Raw genomic sequence first — 23,164 nt, forward strand, 5'->3', positions numbered from 1 at the left:
TCGGCTACTGCTCCTTGGTGTTGGGCCCGGGCCGGTCGGCGCGGGCGATCGTGACGACCACGGGCACGAGCGGCCCGCAGCCGTGGTCGGTGAACGGCAGGCCGTACCGGGCGCCGCACGTGAGGCAGGCGTGCGCCGGGTACCGGCCGATCACCTGGGTGGCCGCGTTCAGGCCGGTGTGCACGGCGGTGTCGACCTGCTCCTGGAGGCGCTGCCGGGCGGCCGTGGCGCGGTCCAGCTCTTCGCGGAGCTGCGCGATCTCGGCGAGCCGGGCGCCGCGCTCGCGGGCGACCTGCTCCTCACGCTCGACGACCTCGCGGCGGAGGTTCGCCAGCTCGGCCCGGGCCTCGTTCCGCTCGGCGGACAGCACCCGAGCGCCGCGCTGGAGCTGAGCGACGCGCTCCTGCGCCTGGTCGAGGTCCCGGAGTCGGGCGCCGAGCTGGCCGGCGAGCCGGGCGGGGTCGGTTTCGTCGTCGGCCGGTTCGGGCTGGGCGAGCTGTTCGTCGACGGCGGCGACCTGGTCGGCGTGCTCCGCCTGCGCGGCCGGGTCGACCACGGGCTCCGGCTCCGGCTCGGGGTCGGGCTCGTCGGCGGGCTCCGGCTCGGCCTCCACCTCGGCCAGCGTCGGGTGGCCGGCCGGCTGCGGGTCGGCGGCGGGCATGGGCCGGTCCTTCGGCGGCGCGTACCGGTCGCACACGCCGCCGCACTCCACGTCCTTGCAGCCGCCCTTGCCCCGCTTGTGCGACCACTGCGGATGCCCGCACCAGTCGCACGGGCCCAGGTCGACCAGCGGCTCAGCGGTGGTGGTCATCGTCGCCCCCTTCCGGGCGGTCCAGCGCGGCCAGAGCCGCGTCGGTCAGGTGGATCGGCTGCCCGTAGTCCAGGGCGGCCAGCTCGGCGATCGCGATGTTCAGCAGCAGCTCGACGCGCTGCCAGGGCATGTCCTCCAGCGCCAGAGCGACCGTTCCGCCAGCGCACGTCCCCGCGTACTCGCAGGCCATCGCGTCGGTGTGGTGGCGGGCGGACTCGACGAGCTGGCGCAGCTCGGCCCGGTCCTGGTCGGTGGCGGCCGCGATGTGCGGCGGCATCTCAGGCACCGGGCACCACCGGCCCGTGCTCGGTCGCCAACGCCGGCCAGCGCACGTTCTCCAACGCCCGGTGGTGATGCCGGTGCGGCAGCGCCACCAACTGCTGCCCGTACGCCGCCAACGCCATCGTCAGCAGCGACACCGCATCCGCCGCGTTGTGGTCCTCCACGTGGACCAGCCGCCCGTACGTGGCGGTGATCGCCTCCAACACCTGGGTCTTGTTGGCGTTGCCCTTCCCGGTCGCCCAGGTCTTCACCTCGGGCGGGTGCACGTCGACGTAGCGGATGCCCTTGACGTGCAGCCAGTGCTTCATGACCCCGTGCAGCTCGGCCAGGCGCAGCGTGGTGGCGCCCTTGCCGTCGTACATCGGCAGCCACTCGACGACGACCAGGTGCGGCCGGCAGGCGACCGCGGCGGCGACGTCGGCCAGGACCCGGTTGACGCGGGTGTGGTCCATGTCGGTGGTGCCGTGCGCGGTCCGGGCGGTGAGGACGGTGCGGGCGAGGAGGCCGGCCTGGCCGTGGTGGTCGTGGGTGGCGGCGATGCCGGTCCCGGCGAGGGACAGGTCGAGGGCAACCATCCGCAGCGCGCTCACCGACCCTCACCGCCCAGCGGGATCACGGTCATCGCCGGCGTCGGCGCGCCCAGCACGTCGGTGGCCGTCTTACGGACTGCGTCGGCGAACACCGCGTCGCCAGCGACGCCGGCGAGCGCGCCCGCGATCTGCTCGTGCACCGTCCGGACGTAATACTCGCCGTCCTCGGTCAGCTCGCTGATCTCGCGGACCGGGTGCCAGCCGGTCACCACGACCGGCCCGGCGTACGGCATGCGCCCGGCGCCCAGCGCCATCAACAGGATGCTGCCGGCGACGTTGCGCTCCAGGCCCTTCGGGTGGCCGTCGCCGTCGACCCAGCCCATCAGCCCGGACGGCAGGTGGACCATGTCCCACCAGTCGCCGATCGCCTCCTTGATCAGGGCGCTGGTGGGGGTGGTGGTGTGGTGGGTGAGGGTGCCGTCGACCGCGACGACCAGCCAGCCGCTCACTGGCCGGCCTCCGCCCGGCGCTGCCGCACCACCCGGGAGTACATCGCCCCGAGCGGCTCCTGCTCCCCAACCTCGTTGGTTACCACCGCGGCGAGCAGGTTGTGCTGCTGCAACTCCCCGGCGACCTGCTTCAGCCGGCCCAGCGACGTGCGTGGGTCGGAGATCTCGTCCCGGTAGTCCGCCGGCCGCGGCGCCGGCGCGCTGCCCCGCTCATGGTTCGACGCCTCAGCGTCGAGACGCGGGTCGCGGGTCGGGATCGACAGCGCGGTGATCAGCAGGTTCCGGTACGCCACCGTGCACGCCTTCGTCGTGCCCTTGTCGCCGGTGTCCATCGACTCCCCGCACGACTGGGCGGGCATCTCGTCGCCCCGCGGCCCCCGGATGGAGTACGTCACGGTGACCGTGCACTCGCGCATCTTCTTGCTCGCCGCGGTGAGCACGTCCCGGTAGTTCGCCTCGGTCCGGACCGGGATCACCATCACCCCGTGGCGGCGCAGCGCCGGGCCGACCGCGTTGAGGACCCGGTCGACGCCCCGGTACTGGTAGTTGCCGCCGCCGCCGGCCGAGAACCGGTCGCCCTTGCCGATCGACTGGACGTCGGCCATCACCCGCGCCCACGCGGTGTGCACCGGCACCTGGTCGACGTCGGCGATCGCGCCGGTGTACTCGATGTCGGGCAGCTCGTCGACGGGCTCGGCCGCCGCCGGCGGCCGGGCGGCCGGCAGTCCGCTGCCCGGCTCCGCCAGCTCCGGCCAGCCGTCACCGGCCGGGACGCCCTCAGCCTCGTCGACGCGCTCGCGCAGCTTGCTCATTCGAACTCTCCCGTCCGTCGGAACTCCGGCGCCAGCCGGATCTGGTGGGTGGTCTTCTCGGTGACCACGTCCGCGTACGCCTGCGGCCACCGCTCGGCGAGCGCGTCCAGGTCGACGCTGCGGCGGGTGACCGGGCTGAACTCGTAGGCCAGCTCGCCGGCGAAGGTGACCGTCCGGGCGCCGGCGGCGAGCCGGGCGAGGGTGGCCCGGGCGCGCTCCAGCGCCCGCTTCGCGGCGCCGGCCTTCGCCGACAACTCGCCGTACTCCATGACCTCGCCGACGCCGTCGAGGTCGATCTCGCCGACCCTGGCCGGGTGCATGAGCTGGTCCATCTCGATCAGCGCGGCGGCCCGGTCCAGGTCCCACTCGGGCTCGGCGCCGGCGATGAGGTTGTCGGCGCGGAACCGCTCGACCTCGCGGACCACGTATCGCTCCATCCGCTCGTCGCGGCGGATGACGGTCTGCTTGAACTCGTTGCCGCCCAGCAGCACGGCGACGTGGATGTGGTCGTAGCCGGTGACGCGCATCTGCCACACGCCCTGGGCGAGGACGTCGTCGGGAACGTCGGAGCGCCACCGGTTGGCCTTGAACGCCGACCGGCACTTGACCTCCAGGGCGCAGTGGGTCTTCACGCTGCGGTCCATGGGGCATTCGAGGACCTGCCGGTCGAGGGTGGCCATCTGCCACGGCTCGTCGACGTGGGCGACCAGGCCGACGCGTTGGATGACCGACTTGTTGCGGCGGGCCCACTCGCGGGCGACGGGCTCCTCGAGGACGGTGCCCCAGAACGCGGCTTCGCCGGCGTCGTCGACCAGCTCGCCGCGCTTGTCGCGGTAGACGTGCACGGCGGTGTTGTGGTCGGCGACGCCGAGGATCGCGGCGACGTCGGAGGATCCGATGCCGTCGCGGCGGCGGGTGAGCCATTCGTCGCGGGGGGCGTCTGCGGGCAGCAGCCGCACCGCGGTCGGGGTGACCCGCCGTGCGGCTGCTGCGGTGGCGCTCTGTGTCATGGGTGGTCGGCGCCCTTCGGTTCGGGACAGGCGGGGTTGGCGCAGGGCAGCACGTTGGCGAAGGCGATCGCGCAGAGCTGGCAGGTCACCTCGGCGTCGTCGGCGGCGTCGGGCCGGCCGACGACGATGGCGCCGCACAGCGCCTCGATCGGGTCGCAGCAGGTGACGTGGATCGGCTGGCCGGCGGTGGTGGCCGCCTGGCCGTCGTCGACGGTCGGGGCGGTCACAGGCGGGCCGCCTTCCCGGTGCCGGGCAGCAGCCCGGAGCGGGCGAGGATCGCCACGGCGTGCGGGCCGTTACTCGCGCCGAGGTGCTGGTAGGCGCGGTGCAGCCGGGCGCGGGCGGTGGTGGTGTGGCAGCCGACGCGGGTGGCCATCTGGTCGTGGGTGAGTCCGTCGGCGAGCATGTGGAGCAGCCGGATCTGGTCGCGGGTGAGCCGGTGAAACGCGGGTGGCCGGGTGGCCGCCGGCGTGGTGTCGGCGGCCACCGAGGCGAGCTGGGTCGACATCAGCCGGCCGGCCTCGTGGTGATCGGCCCCCACACCGCAGTCAGCCTCTGCCACGAGATGGGCGCACCGGCGCCGACGCCGAAGGCACACCACCGGCCCTTCTCGTCCCGGTTCCACGGGCTGCCATCGCGGTCGTAGACCTCAGTCACGCCCGGTCCGGGTTCCTCGGCCAGGATCTGCGGCTCGCGGCCGGCCAGGGCGACGCGGAGCCGGCGCACCTCGGCCAGCAGCTTCGGCACGTCGGCGGCCAGGAGGCCGGCGTTCCACGCCTTGTCGCCGCCGGGACCGATCGACGCGGCATGGGCCTTCACCCGCGCATCGATCGCGTCCAAGTCCAGCGTCATCGCGCACCAGCCAAGGCGCGCTGCTCGTCGGCGATCTCCCGCAGCCACTCGTCCGCGATCCCCCGGATCGCCGCGTCCGACAACGTCGGAACCGCGTGGTCGATCAGCAGCCGACGGGCCACCGGCGGCGTCACCACGCTCACCACCGGATCCGCCAGGGCCAGCACCGCACCGGGCCGCAGCCGCCGACCGCCCGGCCGGGAGTCGACGTCGACCAGCGGCCAGTCCCGGCGCGACCGGGCCAGGCCGGGCCGGTCCACGCCGAGGGCCGGGGCCGGGGCCGGCTTCGAGTCGTCGTGGTAGTCGGACAGGTCGTGCTGGTCGGCGGTGCGGTCCCGGCCGAAGACGAGCAGCCCGCCGAGGCCGAGGGCGATCGCGCCGAGGCCGGCCAGGGCCGCGTTCAGGTCGATGATCTGCATCAGGAGTCCTCCGGGGTGGCAGAGCGGGGTGCGGGGAACAGCTCGTTGAGGAACAGCTCGATGTCTGCCTTGAGCGCGGCGTCGTCGATGGCGGCCTCGGCGGCCGGGGTGAAAAGCGGGGCGTCGGGGGTGAGCGCGGCGGCGGCCACCTGCTTGTCGGGGTTGGGGATGGTCGGGGCGTGGACGAACTCCCACACCAGCCAGCCGATGGCGGCGACGAAGCCGACCAGGATGAGCGCCACGGCCAGGGCGATCACCGGGCACCGCCCGGGGCGGGGGTGGCCGGTCTCCCCAGCCCGGCCACCCCTGGCCGCCGACACCCTGTCCCCCGACGGGCGCGGACGGCTGGTTGGACCCCGGCCGGGACAAGCGACGAGTGCGCGTCTCGGTGTACCCGGCCGGGGAGTTCGTGGGCCGCGCAGGGCGGCCGGTGATGGACAGACCGTCAACGCCCGGCGGGACCGGCATGGTCGGCGGCTCGTCGTCGCGGGAGTACCGCAGCCCGGCCGGGTCGTCGTCCGCGTCGAGCATCTGGCGGGCGGCCAGCTCGGCCTGAAGCACGGCCGCGTGGAGCTGGGCCTTCCCGGCGTGGAAGGCGTACGCCGCGTACTGGTCGTTGAGCGCCAGGTTGACGCCCTTGATGCCGGCGATCTGCTGGTCGGTCCGGCCTTCCGCGCGGAACTTCGCCATCAACTCGTCGTTGAGCTGGTTCCACTTCGCGGACGCCTCGCTGGCCTTGCTGGCGTGGCGGCGCATCAGGATGAGCTGAAGGTCGACCCAGGCGCGGGCGGACTCGTCGAGGGGACGCATGACGGTCACTCCCCGGCCGACTGCGGCAGCTCGTCGGCGTCACGGCCCGACGCGATGCACTGCGCGCAGAAGATCGCGCCCGTCGCGGGCGGGTTGCTGCACGGCTTGTCGCCGTCCAGGAGGTTGACGCACACCGGCTTCGGCCACTCGGCCTCGGGCAGGAGCGCCATCCCGAACTCGTAGACGCCGGCCGCCTCCGCGCTCGCGTACTGGTGCGACCAGCGGTTCCCGAACACCTCCAGCATCCGCGCCCGGGCGGAGTCGTACGTGCCGGCGATGACGACGTACTTGCCGTCGTGCTGCTGGCCGGAGCCGAAGGTGAAGTACCAGTCCTGCTCCGGATCCGGGTTCGCGATGTGCTTGTCCAGCTCGACGACCGCCTCCGCGATCGAGTCGAAGCCGGCGAACGTCACCCCGCACGCGCACACCGCCGCGCACGCGCCGGCCTCACCACCGGCCCCGGCCGCGTGGTAGTGCTCCGGCTCGGCCGGGAGCGCGTCGGCCTCGGCCTGCACCTTCGCGGCCAGCTCCGCACCCACCGCCGGCTCGACCACCGGATCCGCGTTGCCCTGCACCCGGATGTCCAGCGACAGACGGTCCGTGATCGGCCGGCTGGCGCTCGTCACCGCGATGTCCGGGGCCGCGCGGCTGGTACCGACCTCGGCGCCGAGGTACGTTGCCCACCGCTCCACGTCCGCCTGGGTGCTGAAGTGTCCCGGCGAGACCGTGAAGTGGTACGAGGGAAGCGGAAGTTGGTGCTCGACGATGTCGTCGGCCAGCTTGTGCAGCAACTCCGCCAGCGCGCGCCGCCGGCCCTGGTCCTCGTACTCCCGGACCTCCGCCGAGGTGGCCGCCCAGACCGGCGTGCCCTCCGGGTGACGCATCAGCCACGGCTTCCCCGGACCCAGGGGGCGCAGCGTCAGCGTGATCTCCCGCGCCCCGCCGTCCTGCATCCCGAGGACGTGGACGATCTCGTGCACGCCCTGGCTGTCGCTGACGTGCTCACCGGCCGTCAGCGTCTCGATCGGGCGGCGGTTGGTAGTCTCCTGCTGGGTCATCGACCATGTCCTTTCGGTGGTGTGGTCGCTCTGGTCCTCGCGGGTCGCCCCTGTCCGGGCGGCCCGCGTCTTGCTGTCCGGGGTGGCCGGCCGGAGCCCTACGTCACGGCCGACCACCCGGGGCTTCTCGGGCGGGGCGGAGCAGCGGGGCGCGGATTACCGGGATGCGTCGGCGCGGGGCCGGCGGGACCTGGCGTCACGCCGCCGGCGCCGCGACCTGCTCGGCCGTTGCCGGGGCCGGGAGGAACTGGATCAGTGGCACCCCGAGCAAGTCGGCAACCGCCACCAGCTCGGAGACGCGCCACTCGACGTCGCCGCGAATGCGCTCGGATACCTGGTTGACGGAGATGCCGAGGACGTCGGCGATGTCGCGCTGAGGTCGTCTCTGCCTGGCAAGCTCAGCGCGAACCTCAGAAGAGATGTGCTCGGCGATGTTCTTTCGCATGAGCTGAACTATGTCAGGCTCAGCCTGACTGCGTCAAGCGTTCACGAGATATTGACAATCGTGCCTTGACGTCTCAGGCATGGCCGTTAGGATTCAGGGCATGACGACAAACGCCGGTGAAGGGACCGCGACCCTCTCAGCGGACGTGGCAGCAGAGATCCGCGCCTGGATGGGACGCCTCGGGGTCAACCAAGCCGAACTCGCACGGCGCATCGGCCAGAACGCCCAGTGGCTATCCGTCCGGATCAGCGCAAAGGCCACCGTCGCGATCAACCTCGACGAGATGCAGCGCATCGCCGACGCGCTCGGCATCCTCGTGAAGGACCTGCTACCGGAATACGCCTCGCAACGGGTATCTCGCTCTGAGGCCACCACACGGTAGCCTCAGCGGGGGCGACCAAGGAGCGCGCGGTGAGTGAAACAGGGCAACCCGGAGCCGCCACCCCGGGAGAGCACGGCGACGGGACGGGTCAGCAGGACGACCCGGCCCGCACCGGCGGCGGTTGGGCGCCCCCGGCGAACGGCTGGTCCCGAGGCGCCCCGGCGCCCGGTGGCTGGCCCTACGGTGACCTGGGCGGTGGCTGGGCCGCCTCGTCGCCCCGGCACGGCGACCTGCCGGCCCCGCTGCCCGGTCACCCGGCCGACGAGCCGCCGGCCCACGTCAACGGTCGCCACGTCAACGGCGTGCGTCACGCCGGGGAGGAGTCGCCCGTGACCCGCCAGGCGCCGGTGAGTGCCCCGCCCGTGGGCGAGCCGCCGCGGGAGACCGACGGCGACCGGCTGGCCGTGCCGGCCCCGCGACCCGCGCCCGCGATCGAGCAGCAGCCGGCCGACGCCGGCGGCTCCCGGCACGCCTCGGACGACACCTCCGCCGGGCGGATCCCCCGCTGGGCGGAGAGCGGTCCGACCTCCGCGCCCCCGGCGCTCCAGGTGCCGCCGGTCGGCGCCGCCGCCTCCGGTTTCGAGGTGCCGCCGGGGTTCCACGCGCCGACCGTCGACCCCGCCGCCCCGGCGCCGCACCGGGGCTGGGCCGACCGGGAGCCGGCCGGCCGCGCCGAGCCGTCCCCGACCGAGCCGCCGGCGCACCACCAGGCCGACCTGCGCCCGCCGGACGGCTCCCGTGCCACCGGCGACCCGATGGCCGCCGCCGGCCCCCGTGCCGCGGCCGACCCGGGACCCCGTGCCGTCGCCGACCCGATGGCCGCCGCCGACCCCCGGGGCACCGGCCCGGACGACCCGGGCACGGGTCCGACCGGTGAGCCGGACTGGTCCGGCCCGTCCTGGAACCGCCCGAGCTGGGGCGACGGCTGGGCCCCGCCGTGGGCCCGCACGGACGAGCCGGCCGGACGCCGGGCGGTCCATGACGAGGGGCCCGGCACGCGCCGGGCCCGCGAGGACGAGCCCGCCGACCGGGCGCACCGGGAGGACGAGCCGACCGGCCGTCGCGCCGCCCGTGCGGACCGCGCCGCCGAGTGGGCGCCCGAGCCGGTGCGGCCGTACGAGCCGGCCCGCGTCGAGCCGCCCACCGGCTACGAGCCGCCCCGGCCCGAGCCGGTCCGGCCCTACGAGCCGTTGCGGGCGGAGTCGACCGCCGGGCACGAGCCGCCGCACCCCGAGCCGACCCGGCCGTTCCGGCTGCCCCGGGAGGACGGCGAGCCGCGCCCGGGTCACGAGCCGGCCACCCAGCGCCCCTCCTGGGCCGGCCCGCCGGTGCCGGTGACCCCGTTCGGCGCGCGCCCCGAGCCGACCGGCGCGCCGGTGTCGCCGCGCGAGGCGCCGGCCGGTCCGCCGCCGGCCGCGTACGCTCCCGCGCCGGCCGCCCGGGCCGTCGGCGAGCCGGCCGACGAGTCCCACCGCCCGCCGGACCAGCCGCCCGCCGAGCCGGCCGGTGTCCCGCCGGTCTCCGCCGCCCCGGCGCCGCCCGCGCCCGCGGCGTTCGACCCCTACCGGTCGCCCCGGCCGACCAGCGCCCCGCCCTACGCGGCCCGCCGGTCCGCCCCCGAGCCGCCGCCCGCCGCCGAACCGGTCGCCGAGTCCCCACCGGCGCCGGTGCTGCCGCAGCGGGTGCCCGCCGAGCCGGACGTGCCGGTCGTGCCGGAGCCGCCCGCGGTGGAACCGTCCGCCGAGACTCCCGAGCTGGCCCGCATCGCCACCCACCTGCGCCGGGACGACGAGCCCGCGCCGCTGCGCGAGCGGCCGGAGGGCTTCGACGTCAACGCCATCCTGGACGCGGTCCGCGAGGTGGCCGGCGTGCGGGACGCCGCGCTCCGCCGCACCCCGGCCGGCGCGCACAGCCTCCGGCTGGACCTGGCCGACGGCGCCGACCCGGCCGACGTGAGCCGGCTGGTGGCCCGCCTGCTCCAGGAGCGGATGGGCCTGGCCGCCGCCCCGCAGAACCTGCCCGGCGCGCCGGCCGTGCCACCGCCGCCGGTCCGCCGCCGGTCCGCCGCCGCGCGCGGCGACCGCCTCGCCGAGCTACCGGCCGAACCCCGGTCCGGTACGCCCCAGCCGCGCGCCGACGAGCCGCCGGCCGCGACCGGCGCCCCGGGGAGGACCCGCCCGCCCGGCCCGGCGGGGTACGCCCGGCGAACCGGCCGGCCGAGAACCGCTCCGGCGAGGGCCGGTTCGGTGGGGCGGAGTCGCGCACCGGCCGGTCGGCCGAGGCGCCGGCCGAGATCGTCGAGCCGGGTGGTGAGCCGCCGCGCCGGCGCCGGCAGTCCAGCCACCGGGGTCGGGCCACGGTGGACGAGACGTCGCTGGCCGCCGCGCCGGTCGGCATGTCCACCGGCAGCCCGGTCACGCTCGGCACCTCGTACTCCGGTGGGCAGATGACCACGACGGAGACCGCGCCGTCGCGACCGCTGGACCCGGGCGGCACGCCGGGCCCCCGGGTGGTGATCGACCACGTGCTGGTGAGCACGTTCGGGCTGGACGCCACCACCGAGGTCCGCCTGCTCGCCGGGGACCGGGCGGCCGACGGGCACGCGACCGGGCCGGCCGTCGACGGCTACGTGCTGCGGCTCTGCGCGGTGGCCGCGGCCGCCGCGGTGGACGAACTGCTCGGCGGCGGGGACGTCCCGGCGGGTGAGCGGGGCCGGTGTTTCGTGGAGCACGCCGCCGTGGTGCCGTTCGGCAACTGCGAGGTGGCGACCGTGGTGGTGCTGCTGGTCTGCGAGGGGTGGGTGGAGCAGTTGGCCGGCTCGGCCCTGGTGGCCGGCGATCCCCGGCAGGCGGTGGTCCGGGCCACGTTGGCCGCGGTGAACCGCCGCCTGGAGGCGTTGCTCACCTGAGGGAGTGTGCGGCCGGGGCCGGCGCGGGGAAGACTGGAGACATGAAGCGTGCCGCACTCTGGCCGGATCATCTCCTTCCCGCACCCCACGTCCCGCCGCCCTGGCCCGGCCGGCACGTGCCGCTCGACGGCACGCTCGTGCACGTCCGGGACACCCCGGCGACCGCGCCCGGCGCCGAGCCGGCGCTGTACCTGCACGGTCTCGGCGGCTCCGCGCAGAACTGGACCGACCTGGCCGGCCTGCTCGCCGGCCGGCTGGACGGCCAGGCGATCGACCTGCCGGGGTTCGGGCGCAGCGAGCCCGGGCCGCGCTACACCATCCCGGCGTTCGCCGACCGGGTGGTCCGCTGGATCGAGCACAGCGACCGGGGGCCGGTGCACCTGTTCGGCAACTCGCTGGGCGGCGCGGTCGCGGTGCGGGTGGCGGCGCTGCGGCCGGAGTTGGTCCGCACGCTGACGCTGATCTCGCCGGCCCTGCCGTTCCTGGACTTCCGGCGGTCGTTGCAGGGGCGGATGCTGCCGGTGCTGGTGATCCCCCGGGGCGAGCGGCTGGCCGCCTGGCGGCTGGCCCAGGTCGCCCCGGAGGTGATGGCGCAGCAGGTGATGGAGTCGTGCGTGGCGGACCTGACCCGGATCAGCGAGCAGCGCCGGCAGGAGGCGATCGACGAGATCCGGGTCCGGTACGACGCGGCGCACTACGCCGCCGCGTACGTGCGGACGTTCCGGGGCCTGGTCGGCAGCTTCCTGCGGTCGTACCTGCCGGGGGAGGGCGCGCTGTGGCGGCAGGCCGCGTCGGTGCGGGTGCCCACGCTGGTGGTGGGCGGGCGGCAGGATCGCCTGGTCGACGTGCGGGTCGCCCCGCAGACCGCCCGGGTGATCCCGGACAGCCGGTTGTTGCTGCTCGACGGCGTCGGGCACGTGGCCCAGTTGGAGGTGCCCCGGGTGGTGGCGCGGGCGGTGCTGGCGCTGCTCGGCGAGGCGGCGCCGGCCGCCACGCCGGGGCCGGACGAGCGGAAATCTCAGGCCACGGCGCTGGTCACCGGAACGGGGGAGAGCGGAGGCGGCCACGACGTGGCAGTCTGAGCCGGATGCCCAGCTCACGCCGTCCGCGTACCGCGCGGCCCACGCCCCTTGCCCGCCGGTGGCGCACCGCCGTCGTGGTCTGCGCGTTCCTCGCCGCCGCCGGGGTGGGTGTCGGCGTCGTGTTGCGGCTGCCGCCGGCCGGCGCGAACGAGCTGGTCGCCGAGAGGTTCGCCGCGCCGCCGCCGGAGCCCACGCCGAGCGTCTCGCCGTCGTCGGCCGCGCCGTCGTCCGCCGCGCCCAGTCCGCCGTCAACGCCGGTGCTGGCCCTGTCCGGTCCGGTGCCGGCGCGCGGCGGGGGTGGTTTCTCCTACGACGACCGGTCCAGCGGGGTGCTGGGCCGGGCCGGGGTGCTGCGCCGGTTCCGGGTGGCGGTGGAGGACGGCTCGGGTGAGCAGGCGCGGGCCTTCGGCGACGCGGTGCACCGGGCCCTGGCCGGGCCGGGGAGCTGGGTGGACGGTGGCCGGCTGCGGTTGCAGCGGGTGCCGCCGGGCGGCCGGTACGACTTCACGATCTATCTGGCCACCCGGGACACCGCCGGCCGGTTGTGTGGGGCGGGCGGGATCGACATCCGCAAGGGCGGCGTGCCGTACACGTCGTGTCGGGTGCCGGGCAAGGTCGTGATCAACCTGGACCGGTGGCGCACGTCGGCGCCGCACCTGGTGGCCGCGCGGATGCCGTTGGACACCTACCGGCTCTACGTGGTCAACCACGAGGTGGGGCACCAGTTGGGGCACCACCACGAGGCGTGTCCGGGCGTGGGCCGGGCCGCGCCGGTGATGCAGCAGCAGACGTTGTTCCTCGACGGCTGCCGGCCGAACCCGTGGCCGTACCTGGCCGGGAAGCGGTACACCGGCCCGTCGCGATGACCGGATCGCGAAAGTTTTTCGCGGCATAAGCGGTAAAAGCGGCTGAATGCCCGAATTGCGTGTCACGCTGATCGCATGACGTCGTCGTCCCCGTACGACCCGCCCGAACGCCCCGGGCTGCGCCGGATGCGGCGCCGCCGCCGGCGGGCGGTGCTGCTGCTGGCGATGCTCGTCGCGGCCACCGGCGGCGCGGTGGGGATCACCCGGCTGAGCGGGTCGCCGCGACCGGCGCGGGTCCCGCTCGCCGCCGAGCCCACGCTGATGCCGGACGCCGACACCGAACCGGCGACGTCGCCGACCGGCTATCCCACCGCCGGCCCGGGCACCTTCGCGGTGGCCGCCGGCCGGTCACCGGTACGCGGCCGGGCCGGCCCGCTGCGCCGCTACCGGGTCGAGGTCGAGCAGGGCACGGGGCAGGGCGCCGACGCGTTCGCCGCCACCGTCGACACGGTGCTCGGCGACCCGCGGAGCTGGACCGCCTCCGGTCTGCTGCGGGTGCAGCGGGTGCCCGAGGCGGCAGCCGCCGACTTCACCGTCTACCTGGCCACGCCGGCCACCTCGGAGCGGATGTGCGCCGAGGGTGGCCTGCACACCGAGCGGTACACGTCGTGCCGGCTGCCCGGCCGGGTCGTGCTCAACCTGGCGCGCTGGATGACGGCGGTGCCCGACTACGGCGCCCCGCTGGACGTCTACCGCACCTACGTGATCAACCACGAGGTCGGGCACGAGTTCGGCGAGCTGCACCAGGCCTGCCCCGGCCCCGGCCGGCCCGCGCCGGTGATGCAGCAGCAGACGTACGGGCTGGACGGCTGCGTGCCGAACGCCTGGCCGTACCTCGGTGGGGTGCGGTACGAAGGCGAGCAGACCGACGGCGTCTGAGTTATTCCCGGTCCCGCAGTTCGGGCCGGGTGTCCCTCGTCATGGCCGATCGTCGGTGCGGCGAGCGACAATGGCGCGGTCCCACCGCCGATCCCGGGGAGTCCACCGTGTCGTTGCCCCCGCTCGTCGAGCCCGCCGCCGAGCTGACCGTTGACGAGATCCGCCGCTACTCGCGCCACCTGATCATCCCGGACGTCGGGGTCGAGGGGCAGAAGCGGCTGAAGAACGCCCGGGTGCTCTGCGTCGGCGCCGGCGGTCTCGGCTCGCCCGCCCTGATGTACCTCGCCGCCGCCGGTGTCGGCACGCTCGGCATCATCGACTTCGACACCGTCGACGAGTCCAACCTCCAGCGCCAGATCATCCACGGCGTCTCCGACGTCGGCCGGTCCAAGGCCGAGTCCGCAGCCGCCACGATCCGCGAGATCAACCCGCTGGTGCACGTGGAGATCCACAACACCGCGCTGGACCGGGAGAACGTCAAGGACATCTTCTCCCGGTACGACCTGATCGTCGACGGCACCGACAACTTCGCCACCCGCTACATGGTCAACGACGCGGCCGTGCTGCTCGGCAAGCCGTACGTCTGGGGTTCGATCTACCGCTTCGACGGCCAGGCGTCGGTCTTCTGGGCCGAGCACGGCCCCTGCTACCGCTGCCTCTACCCGGAGCCCCCGCCGCCCGGCATGGTCCCGTCCTGCGCCGAGGGCGGCGTGCTCGGCGTGCTCTGCGCGTCCATCGGGTCGATCCAGGTCAACGAGGCGATCAAGCTGCTCGCCGGCATCGGCGAGCCGCTGGTCGGCCGGCTGATGGTCTACGACGCCCTGGAGATGAGCTACCGCAAGATCAAGGTCCGCAAGGACCCGAACTGCGCGCTCTGCGGCGAGAACCCCACGGTCACCGACCTGCTGGAGGACTACGAGGACTTCTGCGGCGCGGTCTCCGAGGAGGCGCAGGAGGCGGTGGTCGACTCCACCATCACCGCGCTGGAGCTGAAGGAGTGGCAGGACGCCGGCAAGGACATCTTCCTGGTCGACGTGCGCGAGCCCGCCGAGTACGAGATCGTCCGGATCCCCGGTGCGACGCTGATCCCCAAGGGCGAGATCCTCTCCGGTGAGGCGCTGGCGAAGTTCCCGCAGGACCGGCAGATCGTGCTGCACTGCAAGTCCGGCGTCCGGTCGGCCGAGGCGCTCGCCGCGCTGAAGGCGGCCGGTTTCAAGGACTCGGTGCACGTGCAGGGCGGCGTGCTGTCCTGGGTCAAGCAGGTCGACCCGTCGCTGCCCGCGTACTGAGCCACCCCCTCGCTCGGCGGCCCCATCGCTCCGGGAACATTCATGCCTGTGAGTGATGGGGCTTTCGCGCCTTGTGTCCCCGGCCGCCCGGCGGTCCGCGCCAAACCCTGGCCGAGCTACCGAGGCGTAACCACGTCCGCGCAGGTAGCGTCACCGCCGTGGTCGATCTGGAAGCGGCGATCGGGTTCGTCGTGGCACACGGGGACGCGGTGGACCGCGCCCGCATGTCCCGGCTGCGCTCCGGCGCTCCGGTGTCACCGGACCTGCTCGACGCGGCGGAGTCCGGGCAGACCCTGAGCGGCGGCTGGCCCGCCGTGCTCGGCGGCGAGGTCGCCTCGGTCGACGCGACCTGCTTCCGCCTGTCCGAGTTGGACGACCTCGGCGCGCTGGGCCGCCCCGCCGCCCGGCACGCGCTGGACTGGCTGGCCAGCGGCCAGCTCGCCGACGGCGGTTGGGACGAGCACCCGTCGCTGGCCGGGTTCGCGCCGGAGTGGGCCGCTCCCGGCGACCCGGAGGCACGGTTCTACCTGACCGCCGACGCCGGGTTCTGGCTCACCGTGGCCGGGTTGGACGCCCGCGCCGCCGGTCCGCTCGACCACCGGGTCGGCGGCGCGTACGCCGGGGTGGTGCAGGCTGCGGCGCACACGCTCGCCGGACGGCTCGCCCCGGACGGCACCTGGCCGTCGTTCCTGCCGGCCGGGTGGCTGGCCGCGGCCGTGCTGCACCGCCAGCAGATGTTCCTCGAATCGGCGCGGATCCAGGCGGTGCTCGCCGACCGGATCCCCGAGATGTCCCCGGCCGACGTGGCCTGGCTGGCCGCCACGCTGCGGCGGGTGGAGGTGGGCGAGGAGCAGTGGCTGCTGGTCTCGGCCCGGCGGCGGCTCGCCGAGACGCAGCGCAGCGACGGCGGCTGGGACAGCGACGACGGCCACCAGTTCGACGTGCACACCACGCTGCGCGCCATCCGGGCCTGCCGCCCCACCGCGCCCGAGGCCCCGCGTTCCGGCGCGCCGTTCGTGGTGCCGCACACCGTCGCGCTGCCCGCGCCGCCGTCCCCGCGCCCCGGGCCCGACCGGCCGTCGCTTCGACCCGCGGATCCCGCCCCCGACCGGTCCTCGGACCCCGTTCCCGGTCGGTCCTCGGACCCCGTTCCCGACCGGTCCTCGGACCCGTTTTCCGGGCTGACCTCGCCTCCCGCCCCCGACCGGTCCTCGGGCCCGTTTTCCGGGCTGGCCTTGCCTCCCGTCTCGGCCCTGCCGACGGCCGGCGCCGGCTGGCCCGGACCACCCCCGAGCGGTCCGCCGTCGATCGATCCACCCGCGACGTCCGCCGGAGACCCCCTCCGGGTGGCGTAGCCGGCGATCCCGGAGATCTTGGAAGCTACCGGCCCTCCTGGGGGCCATTTCCTTCCAAGATCCCAAGCGCGGCGCGGCGCGGCGCGGCGCAGCGCAGCGCGGCGCATCCCGCGAGCCGGATGTGGGCCACTCCGCCGAGCCGGCGGGAGGCCCGCCCCGGCCGGGCTGTCAGCGGAGGTGGCCGTCGCCGGTCACCACGTACTTCGTGCTGGTCAGCTCCGGCAGGCCCATCGGGCCGCGGGCGTGCAGCTTCTGGGTGGAGATGCCGATCTCGGCGCCGAAGCCGAACTCGCCGCCGTCGGTGAACCGGGTCGACGCGTTGACCATGACGGCGGCGGCGTCCACCCGGGCCACGAACTCCCGGGCCGCCCGCTGCGAGTCGGTGACGATCGCCTCGGTGTGCCCGGTGCCGTACCGCCGGATGTGCGCGACCGCCGCGTCGAGCGAGTCGACCACCGCGACCGAGATGTCGGCGGAGAGGTATTCGGTGGCGTAGTCCTCCTCGGTGGCCGGCACCACGGCGGGGGAGTGCGCGGCGACGTCACCGCTGCCGTGCACGGTCACCCCGGCGTAGGCGAACGCGGCCAGCACGACCGGCAGGAACGCGTCCGCCACGTCCCGGTGCACCAGCAGCGACTCGGCGGTGTTGCAGGTGGACAACCGCTGCGTCTTGGCGTTCAGCGTGATCGCCACCGCCTTGTCGAGGTCGGCGGCGGCGTCCACGTACACATGGCAGTTGCCCACCCCGGTCTCGATCACCGGCACCGTCGACTCCTCGACCACGGTGCGGATCAGCGACGCTCCGCCGCGCGGGATCAGCACGTCGACCAGGCCCCGGGCCCGCATCAGCTCCTTGACCGAGTCGCGCGAGGAGGAGTCGAGCAGTTGCACCGCGTCCGCCGGCAGGCCGGCGCCGGCGACCGCGTCCCGGAGCACCGCGACCAGCGCCGCGTTCGAGTGCGCCGCCGAGGACGAGCCCCGCAGCAGCGCCGCGTTGCCGGACTTCAGGCAGATCCCGGCCGCGTCCACGGTCACGTTCGGCCGGCCCTCGTAGACGATGCCGACCACCCCGAACGGCACCCGCACCTGACGCAACTCCAGCCCGTTCGGCAGGGTGGACCCGCGTACCACCTCGCCGACCGGGTCGGGCAGCGCGGCCATCTCGCGCAGCGCGTCGGCGATGGCGGCCACCCGGTGCTCGTCGAGGGCGAGCCGGTCCAGCACGGCCGCGCTGAGCCCGGCGTCGCGCCCGGCCGCCAGGTCCGTCGAGTTCCCGGCGAGGATTTCCGGCGTACGCGCCACCAGCGCGTCGGCCATCGCGTGCAGCGCGGCGTCCTTGACGGTACGGGTGGCCGTGGCGAGTTCCTCCGCCGCGTCCCGGGCCCGGCGGGCCTGCTCGACGACGCTCATCGTGCGCTCCTTCGCAGAGTTGTTAGGCGGGGGCCCTTCTTATGCAGAATGCGTTAAGAAGGGCCCCCGCCTTACAGCAGGACGAGGTCGTCTCGGTGGACGACCTCACGTTCGTAGGCCGGGCCGAGCGCGGCGGCCAGCTCCGACGTCGAGCGGCCGAGCAGGCCGGGCAGCTCCACCGCGTCGTAGTTGACCAGGCCCCGGGCCACCGGCGCGCCCTCGGTGTCGACCAGGTCCACCGGGTCCCCGGCGGTGAACGCGCCGTCGACCGCGGTGATGCCGGCCGGCAGCAGTGACTTGCGCCGGCCCACCACGGCCTGCACCGCGCCCGGGTCGAGGTGCAGCCGGCCGCGCGGCGCGGTGGCGTGCGCCAGCCAGAACAGCCGGGCGGCCGGGCGGCGGCTGCTGGCGTGGAAGAACGTGCCGACCGGGTCACCGGCCAGCGCCGGGGCGGCCAGCGGCGCGGCGGTGAGCACGACCGGGATGCCGAAGCCGGTCGCGATCCGGGCCGCCTCGACCTTGGTCACCATGCCGCCGGTGCCCACCCCGGCCCGGCCGGCCCCGCCGACGTCCACGCCGGCCAGGTCGCCCTCGCCGTGCACCTCGGTGATCCGGGTGCTGCCGGGGCGGGCCGGGTCGCCGGTCCAGAGCGCGTCCACGTCGGAGAGCAGCACCAGCAGGTCGGCGTCGACGAGCGCGGCCACCAGCGCGGCGAGCCGGTCGTTGTCGCCGAACCGGATCTCCTCGGTGGCCACCGTGTCGTTCTCGTTGACGATCGGCACGGCCCGCAGGTCGAGCAGCTTGCGCAGGGTTCGGTACGCGTTGCGGTAGTGCGCCCGCCGGGTCACGTCGTCGACGGTGAGCAGCACCTGCCCGACGGTGCGCCCGTGCCGGGCGAACGCGGTCGCGTACCGCCCGATGAGCAGGCCCTGGCCGACGCTGGCGGCGGCCTGCTGGGTGGCCAGGTCGCGGGGGCGCCGGGGGAGCCGGAGCGGGGCGAGGCCGGCGGCGATCGCGCCGGAGGAGACCAGCACCACCTCGCGGCCCTGCGCGGCCAGCGCGCCGAGCGTGTCGACGAGCGCGTCGACCCGGGCGTCGTCCAGGCCGCCCGTCGCGGTGGTCAGCGAGGACGATCCGATCTTGACCACGATCCGGCGGGCCGAGGTGACTGCGTCGCGCACCCGACCATTCTGCGGGTTGCGATCCGCAACACCGTGGCGCGTTCCCATATCGTGGCAGCTCGTGACACCTGACGAGTACGTCGAGGCGGTGCTGGCGCTGGTCGAGCGGATCCCGCCGGGGCGGGCGATGTCCTACGGCGCGGTGGCCGACGCGCTGGCCGAGCGGTCCGGGCGGGCGTCGGCGCGGCTGGTCGGCTCGATCATGGCGCGGCACGGTGGCGGGGTGCCGTGGCACCGGGTGGTGAACGCGGCCGGTCGGCTGCCGCCGGGGCACGAGCGGGAGGCCCGGGCCCGGTTGCGCGCCGAGGGGTGCCCGTTGCGCGGTGACCGGGTGGACCTGGCGGCGGCCGCGTGGTCGCCGGAGCAGGGGATGTGACCGCGACCATAACGTGAGTAGCATTCGGCTCCATGACAGCTTCGGGCCTGCCCCGCCGGGTGCACCTCGGGTACGCGTCGGGCTCGCTGGTCACCGGCGCGTTCGGGACCGTGCCGGGGCTGCTCCTGCTGCCCTACCTCACCGACACGCTCGGCGTCGCGGCCGGGCTGGCCGCGCTGCTGGTGCTCCTGCCGAAGGCGTGGGACGTGCTGGTGAACCCGGTGGCCGGGCGGATCTCCGACCGGACCCGGTCCCGCTGGGGTGCCCGTCGGCCCTACCTGCTCGGCGGCGGGCTGGCGCTGGCGGTGCTGTTCGCCTCGATCTTCGCCGCGCCGTTCGGGCGCGGGCCGGCCGCCGCCGCGTACGTGGCGCTGGCGTTCCTGGCCACCGCGACCGCGTTCGCGTTCTTCCAGGTGCCCTACGTGGCCATGCCGGCCGAGCTGACCGCCGACCCGGCGGAGCGTACCCGCATGATGACCTGGCGGATCGCGGTGCTGGCGCTGGCCATCCTGGTCTCCGGCGCGGTGGCCCCGGCGGTGGTGGCGGCCGGCGGTGACGGCGTGCCCGGCCACCGCTGGATGGGCCTGTTCGTCGCGGCGCTGATCGTGGTCGGCACGCTCGGCGTGTTCCTCGGCACCCGCTCCACGCCGGCCGGGACGGTGGCGGAGAGCGAGCCGAGCCTGCGGGCCCAGCTCGCGGTCGCCGGCCGCAACCGGTCGTTCCGGCTGCTGCTGGTCTGCTTCGTGGTCCAGTCCGCCGGGGTGGCCACCGTGCTGGCCGGCGTGAAGTACTTCGCCGACCAGGTGCTGCGCGCCCCGGACAGCGGCCCCACGCTGCTGTTCGCCTGCTTCGTCGCGCCGGCCCTGCTGGTCATGCCGCTGTGGAGCCGCGCCGGCGCGCGGCTGGGTAAGCGCACCTCGCTGGTCGCCGCGTCGCTGCTCTTCGCGGCCGGCGCGCTCGCCCTGGTCGCCGCGCCCGCGCTGCCGGCCGCCGGGGTGTACGCGGTGGTCGCGCTGATCGGCGTCGGGTACGCCGGCCAGCAGGTCTTCGCGCTGGCCATGCTGCCCGACTGCATCGCCGAGGACACCGCGCGCACCGGCCGCCGGCAGGCCGGCGTGTTCACCGGGCTGTGGACCGCCGGGGAGACGTTCGGCCTGGCCCTGGGCCCGGGCATCTACGGCCTGGTGCTCCAGGTCTCCGGCTACGTCTCCTCGTCGACCGGGTCCGCCGCCGCCCAGCCGGACAGCGCCCGCCTCGGCGTGCTGCTCGGCTTCACCGTGCTGCCGGCCCTGCTGGTGGCCGCCCCGGTGGTGCTGCTGCGCGGCTACACGCTCGTCCCGGCCGCACCGGCGACCGCGACCCGTCACGAGGAGAGGACCACCCGATGACCGACCCGGCCGGGGCGGGCGCGCTGCCCGCCGAAGGGCTGCCCGCCACCCGGGTGCTGGACGAGATCCGGGCGTTGCGGGCGGCCGACCGGCCGACGCACGGCGGCCGGCTGTTCGCCTACGTCTACGACCCCGACGTGGCCGGGCTGGACGAGCTGGCCCAGGCCGCGTACGCGCAGAGCGCGCACGTCAACGGCCTCGACCCGACCGCCTTCCCGTCGCTGCTGGCGATGGAGAACGCGCTCGTCGGCGCCGCCGCCCGGCTGCTCGGCGGCGGTCCCGGCACCGACGCGCCGGACGTGGTCGGCAGCGTCACCGGCGGCGGCACCGAGTCGCTGCTGCTCGCCGTCAAGGCCGCCCGCGACGCCCGGCCCGACCTCGCCGAACCGCGGATCGTGGTGCCGGCCAGCGCGCACGCCGCGTTCGCCAAGGCGGCGCACTACCTGCGGGTGGCGTTGGACCGGGTGCCGGTCGACCCGGTGACGCTGCGCCCGGCCGTCGACGCGGTGGCCGCCGCGATCCGGCCGGAGACCGTGCTGGTGGTCGCGTCCGCCCCGTCGTACGCGCACGGCGTCGTCGACCCGGTCGCCGGGATCGCCGCCGTCGCGGCGGACGCCGGGGTGCGCTGTCACGTGGACGCCTGCTTCGGCGGCTGGGCGTTGCCCTGGCTGCGCCGGCTCGGCCTGCCGGTGCCGCCGTTCGACTTCGCCGTGCCCGGGGTCACCTCGATCTCGGTGGACCTGCACAAGTACGCGTACACGCCGAAGGGGGTTTCGGTGCTGCTGCACCGGGACGCCGCGCGGCGCGCCCCGCAGTTCTTCGCGTACGCGGACTGGCCCGGCTACACGATGGTCAACCCGGTGATCGCCTCGACCCGCTCCGGCGGACCGATCGCTGCCGCGTACGCCACGCTGCGCCACCTGGGTGAGGACGGCTACCTGCGGCTGGCCGCGTCGACCCGGGACGCGGTCGCCGGGCTGGCCGGCGCGGTGCGGGCGACCGACGGGCTGCGGCTGATGGCCGAGCCGGAGTCGACGGTGGTCTGCTTCACCGCCGACGACCCGAAGCTGGACCTGTTCGTGCTGGTGGACGAGCTGACCGCGCGCGGCTGGCACACCCAGCCCCAGCTCCGGTACGCCGACCTGCCGGCCAGTGTGCACCTCACGGTGACCGCCGCGGTGGCGCCCCGGGTGGCCGAGTTCGCTCCGGCGCTGGCCGACGCGGTCGCGGCCGCCCGCGCCGCCGGGCCGGTCGCGCTGCCGCCCGAGCTGACGGCGCTGGCCGGCGGCCTCACCCCGGAGGCGCTCACCCCCGAGCTGGTGGCCGGGCTGGCCGAAGGGCTGGGCCTGGGCGGCGGCGCCGGGGCGCCGGAGAAGATGGCGGTGGTCAACACGCTGCTCGACGCCGCGCCGGCACCGGTGCGCGAGCGGTTGCTGGCGGAGTTCGTCGGGCTGCTCCAGCGCCCGACCTGGTGACGCGGCGACGTCCGGCCGGCGCCCACGGGCGCCGGCCGGACGACGGACCGGTCAGCCCGCGTCGGTCACCGTCACGGTGAACGAGGCGGAGTTGTCGGCCGGGGTGGCGTCGGGCACGGTGAGGGCGTCCCACTGGGTGTTGAGCTGGAGCGTGGTGGTGCCGAGGTCACCCGGCACGGTGCCCGGCTCGGCGTAGAGCAGCACGTCGAAGCTCCGCTGCTCACCGGCCATGAAACGGCCGCCCGGCACGGTGAAGCTGGTGAAGAAGCTCGGCGCGTCCTGCGGGTCGGTGCCCCAGATCTGCACCCCGGCCGGAAGACCGGTGGCCTCGGCCCAGAGCTGGTCGTGCCCGGCGTCGCCGGCCCACCTGACCGTCACCGGCAGCCGCCCCCGGTAGCTGCCGTCCTCCTGGCGGGTCAGCGTGGCCGCGCCGGCCGTGGTGAGCGAGGCGCGGGCCTGGCTGTCCTGCACGTAGGGCACCGGGTTGCGTAGCGACCCGGTGGTGGAGCGGAAGCGCGCCGCGTAGCTGGCCCGGTCGGCGACCTCGTTCCGGCCGTCGCCGACGTTCACCGAGATCTTGCCGCCCTTAGCGATCATCGCGACGTCCCGGGTCTGGGTGAGCACCTCGAACGTGACGGCGAACGTCCGGCTCTCGCCCGGCTCGATGTCACCGCCGGGCACGCCGCAGGTGGCGGTCCGCCGGTTGTCCTGCAACCCCCCGAACCCGCACGCCTCCGCCGGGTCCACCCCGCGGAACGAGCCGGCCACCGGCTCGGTCAGGAAGACGCTGTAGTAGGTGGCGGCCGGGCCGTTGTTGGTCACCGTGACCGGCAGGCTGCCGTGGTAGCCGCGGGCGGTGGGTTCGAGCACCAGCCGGCCCACCGAGATGTCGGCGGCGGGCTCGGCGGTGATCGGTGCGGCGGCGGCCGGAGCGGCGAGCGCCAGCACCGCGGCGCCGGTGCCGAGCAGCACGCCGGCCAGTCGACGTCCGGTACGTGTCGTCATTGGATGGTCCTCCCGTGGTCCCCGTCACCG

The 23,164-nt window shown here is 75.2% G+C and carries 26 protein-coding genes and 2 pseudogenes; 12 read left to right on the top strand and 16 right to left on the bottom strand.

Features of this window, described 5'->3' with window-relative positions; genetic code table 11:
- Positions 1 to 4: 4 nt before the first annotated feature.
- Genes H1D33_RS27570 through H1D33_RS27620 form a run of 11 tightly spaced genes read right to left on the bottom strand, consistent with a single transcriptional unit; the run spans position 5 to position 5,482 of the window.
- The gene (locus H1D33_RS27570) at positions 5 to 811 is read right to left on the bottom strand and encodes a hypothetical protein (protein WP_181570409.1); all 807 of its coding nucleotides are present in this window, start codon (positions 809 to 811) and stop codon (positions 5 to 7) included.
- Positions 795 to 1,097: a hypothetical protein gene (locus tag H1D33_RS27575; RefSeq protein ID WP_181570408.1), complete on the bottom strand. Its 303-nt coding sequence runs from the start codon at positions 1,095 to 1,097 to the stop codon at positions 795 to 797. Before H1D33_RS27575 ends, H1D33_RS27570 begins: the two co-directional genes overlap by 17 nt.
- A complete protein-coding gene (locus H1D33_RS27580) occupies positions 1,090 to 1,683 on the bottom strand; it encodes a crossover junction endodeoxyribonuclease RuvC (protein ID WP_181570407.1) in 594 nt (197 codons plus the stop codon). The genes H1D33_RS27575 and H1D33_RS27580 overlap by 8 nt, the downstream gene beginning before the upstream one ends.
- Positions 1,680 to 2,132: a hypothetical protein gene (locus tag H1D33_RS27585; protein ID WP_181570406.1), complete on the bottom strand. Its 453-nt coding sequence runs from the start codon at positions 2,130 to 2,132 to the stop codon at positions 1,680 to 1,682. Before H1D33_RS27585 ends, H1D33_RS27580 begins: the two co-directional genes overlap by 4 nt.
- Complete coding sequence (locus H1D33_RS27590; protein WP_181570405.1) at positions 2,129 to 2,944, bottom strand: ERF family protein; 816 nt, start codon at positions 2,942 to 2,944, stop codon at positions 2,129 to 2,131. The genes H1D33_RS27585 and H1D33_RS27590 overlap by 4 nt, the downstream gene beginning before the upstream one ends.
- On the bottom strand, positions 2,941 to 3,954 hold the full coding sequence (locus tag H1D33_RS27595) for a YqaJ viral recombinase family nuclease (protein WP_181570404.1): 1,014 nt from the start codon (positions 3,952 to 3,954) through the stop codon (positions 2,941 to 2,943). The genes H1D33_RS27590 and H1D33_RS27595 overlap by 4 nt, the downstream gene beginning before the upstream one ends.
- Complete coding sequence (locus H1D33_RS27600; RefSeq protein ID WP_181570403.1) at positions 3,951 to 4,181, bottom strand: hypothetical protein; 231 nt, start codon at positions 4,179 to 4,181, stop codon at positions 3,951 to 3,953. Before H1D33_RS27600 ends, H1D33_RS27595 begins: the two co-directional genes overlap by 4 nt.
- Positions 4,178 to 4,462: a sigma factor-like helix-turn-helix DNA-binding protein gene (locus H1D33_RS27605; protein WP_181570402.1), complete on the bottom strand. Its 285-nt coding sequence runs from the start codon at positions 4,460 to 4,462 to the stop codon at positions 4,178 to 4,180. Before H1D33_RS27605 ends, H1D33_RS27600 begins: the two co-directional genes overlap by 4 nt.
- Complete coding sequence (locus H1D33_RS27610; RefSeq protein ID WP_181570401.1) at positions 4,462 to 4,806, bottom strand: hypothetical protein; 345 nt, start codon at positions 4,804 to 4,806, stop codon at positions 4,462 to 4,464. Before H1D33_RS27610 ends, H1D33_RS27605 begins: the two co-directional genes overlap by 1 nt.
- The gene (locus H1D33_RS27615) at positions 4,803 to 5,225 is read right to left on the bottom strand and encodes a hypothetical protein (protein WP_181570400.1); all 423 of its coding nucleotides are present in this window, start codon (positions 5,223 to 5,225) and stop codon (positions 4,803 to 4,805) included. The genes H1D33_RS27610 and H1D33_RS27615 overlap by 4 nt, the downstream gene beginning before the upstream one ends.
- A complete protein-coding gene (locus tag H1D33_RS27620; RefSeq protein ID WP_181570399.1) occupies positions 5,225 to 5,482 on the bottom strand; it encodes a hypothetical protein in 258 nt (85 codons plus the stop codon). The genes H1D33_RS27615 and H1D33_RS27620 overlap by 1 nt, the downstream gene beginning before the upstream one ends.
- Before the next feature lie 176 nt (positions 5,483 to 5,658).
- On the opposite strand from H1D33_RS27620, the gene H1D33_RS27625 reads away from it, so the two are divergent.
- Positions 5,659 to 5,781 (top strand): hypothetical protein, encoded by a 123-nt coding sequence (locus tag H1D33_RS27625; RefSeq protein ID WP_307755267.1) that lies wholly within the window; start codon positions 5,659 to 5,661, stop codon positions 5,779 to 5,781.
- A gap of 84 nt (positions 5,782 to 5,865) precedes the next feature.
- Entirely contained in the window at positions 5,866 to 5,994 is a 129-nt protein-coding gene (locus tag H1D33_RS27630) for a hypothetical protein (RefSeq protein WP_307755268.1), read from the top strand.
- A 46-nt stretch (positions 5,995 to 6,040) separates the two neighbouring features.
- Here H1D33_RS27630 and H1D33_RS27635 read toward each other — a convergent pair whose 3' ends face one another.
- Both H1D33_RS27635 and H1D33_RS27640 read right to left on the bottom strand, forming a co-directional pair.
- Positions 6,041 to 7,093: a hypothetical protein gene (locus H1D33_RS27635; protein ID WP_181570397.1), complete on the bottom strand. Its 1,053-nt coding sequence runs from the start codon at positions 7,091 to 7,093 to the stop codon at positions 6,041 to 6,043.
- Between the two features lie 196 nt (positions 7,094 to 7,289).
- Complete coding sequence (locus H1D33_RS27640; RefSeq protein ID WP_181570396.1) at positions 7,290 to 7,538, bottom strand: helix-turn-helix domain-containing protein; 249 nt, start codon at positions 7,536 to 7,538, stop codon at positions 7,290 to 7,292.
- A 100-nt stretch (positions 7,539 to 7,638) separates the two neighbouring features.
- On the opposite strand from H1D33_RS27640, the gene H1D33_RS27645 reads away from it, so the two are divergent.
- The 7 genes and pseudogenes from H1D33_RS27645 to H1D33_RS27680 all read left to right on the top strand — a co-directional run.
- Positions 7,639 to 7,920, top strand: a complete 282-nt coding sequence (locus H1D33_RS27645) for a helix-turn-helix domain-containing protein (protein WP_181570395.1) — start codon at positions 7,639 to 7,641, stop codon at positions 7,918 to 7,920.
- A gap of 1,106 nt (positions 7,921 to 9,026) precedes the next feature.
- Positions 9,027 to 10,828 (top strand): annotated as a pseudogene (locus H1D33_RS30365) (hypothetical protein).
- Between the two features lie 41 nt (positions 10,829 to 10,869).
- On the top strand, positions 10,870 to 11,910 hold the full coding sequence (locus tag H1D33_RS27660) for an alpha/beta fold hydrolase (protein WP_181570393.1): 1,041 nt from the start codon (positions 10,870 to 10,872) through the stop codon (positions 11,908 to 11,910).
- A gap of 5 nt (positions 11,911 to 11,915) precedes the next feature.
- The gene (locus tag H1D33_RS27665) at positions 11,916 to 12,776 is read left to right on the top strand and encodes a DUF3152 domain-containing protein (protein ID WP_181570392.1); all 861 of its coding nucleotides are present in this window, start codon (positions 11,916 to 11,918) and stop codon (positions 12,774 to 12,776) included.
- A gap of 75 nt (positions 12,777 to 12,851) precedes the next feature.
- Positions 12,852 to 13,655, top strand: a complete 804-nt coding sequence (locus tag H1D33_RS27670; protein ID WP_181570391.1) for a DUF3152 domain-containing protein — start codon at positions 12,852 to 12,854, stop codon at positions 13,653 to 13,655.
- Between the two features lie 41 nt (positions 13,656 to 13,696).
- Positions 13,697 to 14,944: an adenylyltransferase/sulfurtransferase MoeZ gene (gene moeZ / locus H1D33_RS27675; protein WP_181570390.1), complete on the top strand. Its 1,248-nt coding sequence runs from the start codon at positions 13,697 to 13,699 to the stop codon at positions 14,942 to 14,944.
- Positions 14,945 to 15,051: 107 nt separating this feature from the next.
- Positions 15,052 to 15,921, top strand: a pseudogene (locus tag H1D33_RS27680) (prenyltransferase/squalene oxidase repeat-containing protein); the annotation flags it as partial.
- Positions 15,922 to 16,467: 546 nt separating this feature from the next.
- Here the strand turns inward: H1D33_RS27680 and H1D33_RS27685 are convergent.
- Both H1D33_RS27685 and proB read right to left on the bottom strand, forming a co-directional pair.
- A complete protein-coding gene (locus tag H1D33_RS27685) occupies positions 16,468 to 17,709 on the bottom strand; it encodes a glutamate-5-semialdehyde dehydrogenase (protein WP_181570388.1) in 1,242 nt (413 codons plus the stop codon).
- A gap of 71 nt (positions 17,710 to 17,780) precedes the next feature.
- Positions 17,781 to 18,938, bottom strand: a complete 1,158-nt coding sequence (gene proB, locus H1D33_RS27690) for a glutamate 5-kinase (protein WP_414685453.1) — start codon at positions 18,936 to 18,938, stop codon at positions 17,781 to 17,783.
- Positions 18,939 to 18,951: 13 nt separating this feature from the next.
- On the opposite strand from proB, the gene H1D33_RS27695 reads away from it, so the two are divergent.
- The 3 genes from H1D33_RS27695 to H1D33_RS27705 are packed head-to-tail and all read left to right on the top strand — an operon-like array spanning position 18,952 to position 22,129.
- Positions 18,952 to 19,266 (top strand): MGMT family protein, encoded by a 315-nt coding sequence (locus H1D33_RS27695; protein ID WP_091065638.1) that lies wholly within the window; start codon positions 18,952 to 18,954, stop codon positions 19,264 to 19,266.
- Between the two features lie 32 nt (positions 19,267 to 19,298).
- Positions 19,299 to 20,654, top strand: a complete 1,356-nt coding sequence (locus H1D33_RS27700; protein ID WP_181570386.1) for an MFS transporter — start codon at positions 19,299 to 19,301, stop codon at positions 20,652 to 20,654.
- Positions 20,651 to 22,129: a pyridoxal phosphate-dependent decarboxylase family protein gene (locus tag H1D33_RS27705; protein WP_181570385.1), complete on the top strand. Its 1,479-nt coding sequence runs from the start codon at positions 20,651 to 20,653 to the stop codon at positions 22,127 to 22,129. Before H1D33_RS27700 ends, H1D33_RS27705 begins: the two co-directional genes overlap by 4 nt.
- 51 nt (positions 22,130 to 22,180) lie before the next feature.
- Here H1D33_RS27705 and H1D33_RS27710 read toward each other — a convergent pair whose 3' ends face one another.
- A complete protein-coding gene (locus H1D33_RS27710) occupies positions 22,181 to 23,134 on the bottom strand; it encodes a hypothetical protein (RefSeq protein WP_181570384.1) in 954 nt (317 codons plus the stop codon).
- Positions 23,135 to 23,164 lie beyond the last annotated feature (30 nt).

This window comes from Micromonospora ferruginea (genome assembly GCF_013694245.2).
GTDB lineage: Bacteria > Actinomycetota > Actinomycetes > Mycobacteriales > Micromonosporaceae > Micromonospora > Micromonospora robiginosa.

Excerpts from the sequence above, each read along its gene's own strand:
- H1D33_RS27570 (WP_181570409.1), bottom strand. The coding sequence starts at position 811 with ATGACCACCACCGCTGAGCCGCTGGTCGACCTGGGCCCGTGCGACTGG.
- H1D33_RS27590 (WP_181570405.1), bottom strand. The coding sequence starts at position 2,944 with ATGAGCAAGCTGCGCGAGCGCGTCGACGAGGCTGAGGGCGTCCCGGCC.
- H1D33_RS27595 (WP_181570404.1), bottom strand. The coding sequence starts at position 3,954 with ATGACACAGAGCGCCACCGCAGCAGCCGCACGGCGGGTCACCCCGACC.
- H1D33_RS27605 (WP_181570402.1), bottom strand. The coding sequence starts at position 4,462 with ATGTCGACCCAGCTCGCCTCGGTGGCCGCCGACACCACGCCGGCGGCC.
- H1D33_RS27610 (WP_181570401.1), bottom strand. The coding sequence starts at position 4,806 with ATGACGCTGGACTTGGACGCGATCGATGCGCGGGTGAAGGCCCATGCC.
- H1D33_RS27615 (WP_181570400.1), bottom strand. The coding sequence starts at position 5,225 with ATGCAGATCATCGACCTGAACGCGGCCCTGGCCGGCCTCGGCGCGATC.
- H1D33_RS27625 (WP_307755267.1), top strand. The coding sequence starts at position 5,659 with ATGGACAGACCGTCAACGCCCGGCGGGACCGGCATGGTCGGCGGCTCG.
- H1D33_RS27630 (WP_307755268.1), top strand. The coding sequence starts at position 5,866 with ATGCCGGCGATCTGCTGGTCGGTCCGGCCTTCCGCGCGGAACTTCGCC.
- H1D33_RS27635 (WP_181570397.1), bottom strand. The coding sequence starts at position 7,093 with ATGACCCAGCAGGAGACTACCAACCGCCGCCCGATCGAGACGCTGACG.
- H1D33_RS27640 (WP_181570396.1), bottom strand. The coding sequence starts at position 7,538 with ATGCGAAAGAACATCGCCGAGCACATCTCTTCTGAGGTTCGCGCTGAG.
- H1D33_RS27645 (WP_181570395.1), top strand. The coding sequence starts at position 7,639 with ATGACGACAAACGCCGGTGAAGGGACCGCGACCCTCTCAGCGGACGTG.
- H1D33_RS27660 (WP_181570393.1), top strand. The coding sequence starts at position 10,870 with ATGAAGCGTGCCGCACTCTGGCCGGATCATCTCCTTCCCGCACCCCAC.
- H1D33_RS27665 (WP_181570392.1), top strand. The coding sequence starts at position 11,916 with ATGCCCAGCTCACGCCGTCCGCGTACCGCGCGGCCCACGCCCCTTGCC.
- H1D33_RS27670 (WP_181570391.1), top strand. The coding sequence starts at position 12,852 with ATGACGTCGTCGTCCCCGTACGACCCGCCCGAACGCCCCGGGCTGCGC.
- moeZ (WP_181570390.1), top strand. The coding sequence starts at position 13,697 with ATGGCCGATCGTCGGTGCGGCGAGCGACAATGGCGCGGTCCCACCGCC.
- H1D33_RS27685 (WP_181570388.1), bottom strand. The coding sequence starts at position 17,709 with ATGAGCGTCGTCGAGCAGGCCCGCCGGGCCCGGGACGCGGCGGAGGAA.
- proB (WP_414685453.1), bottom strand. The coding sequence starts at position 18,938 with ATGGGAACGCGCCACGGTGTTGCGGATCGCAACCCGCAGAATGGTCGG.
- H1D33_RS27700 (WP_181570386.1), top strand. The coding sequence starts at position 19,299 with ATGACAGCTTCGGGCCTGCCCCGCCGGGTGCACCTCGGGTACGCGTCG.
- H1D33_RS27705 (WP_181570385.1), top strand. The coding sequence starts at position 20,651 with ATGACCGACCCGGCCGGGGCGGGCGCGCTGCCCGCCGAAGGGCTGCCC.
- H1D33_RS27710 (WP_181570384.1), bottom strand. The coding sequence starts at position 23,134 with ATGACGACACGTACCGGACGTCGACTGGCCGGCGTGCTGCTCGGCACC.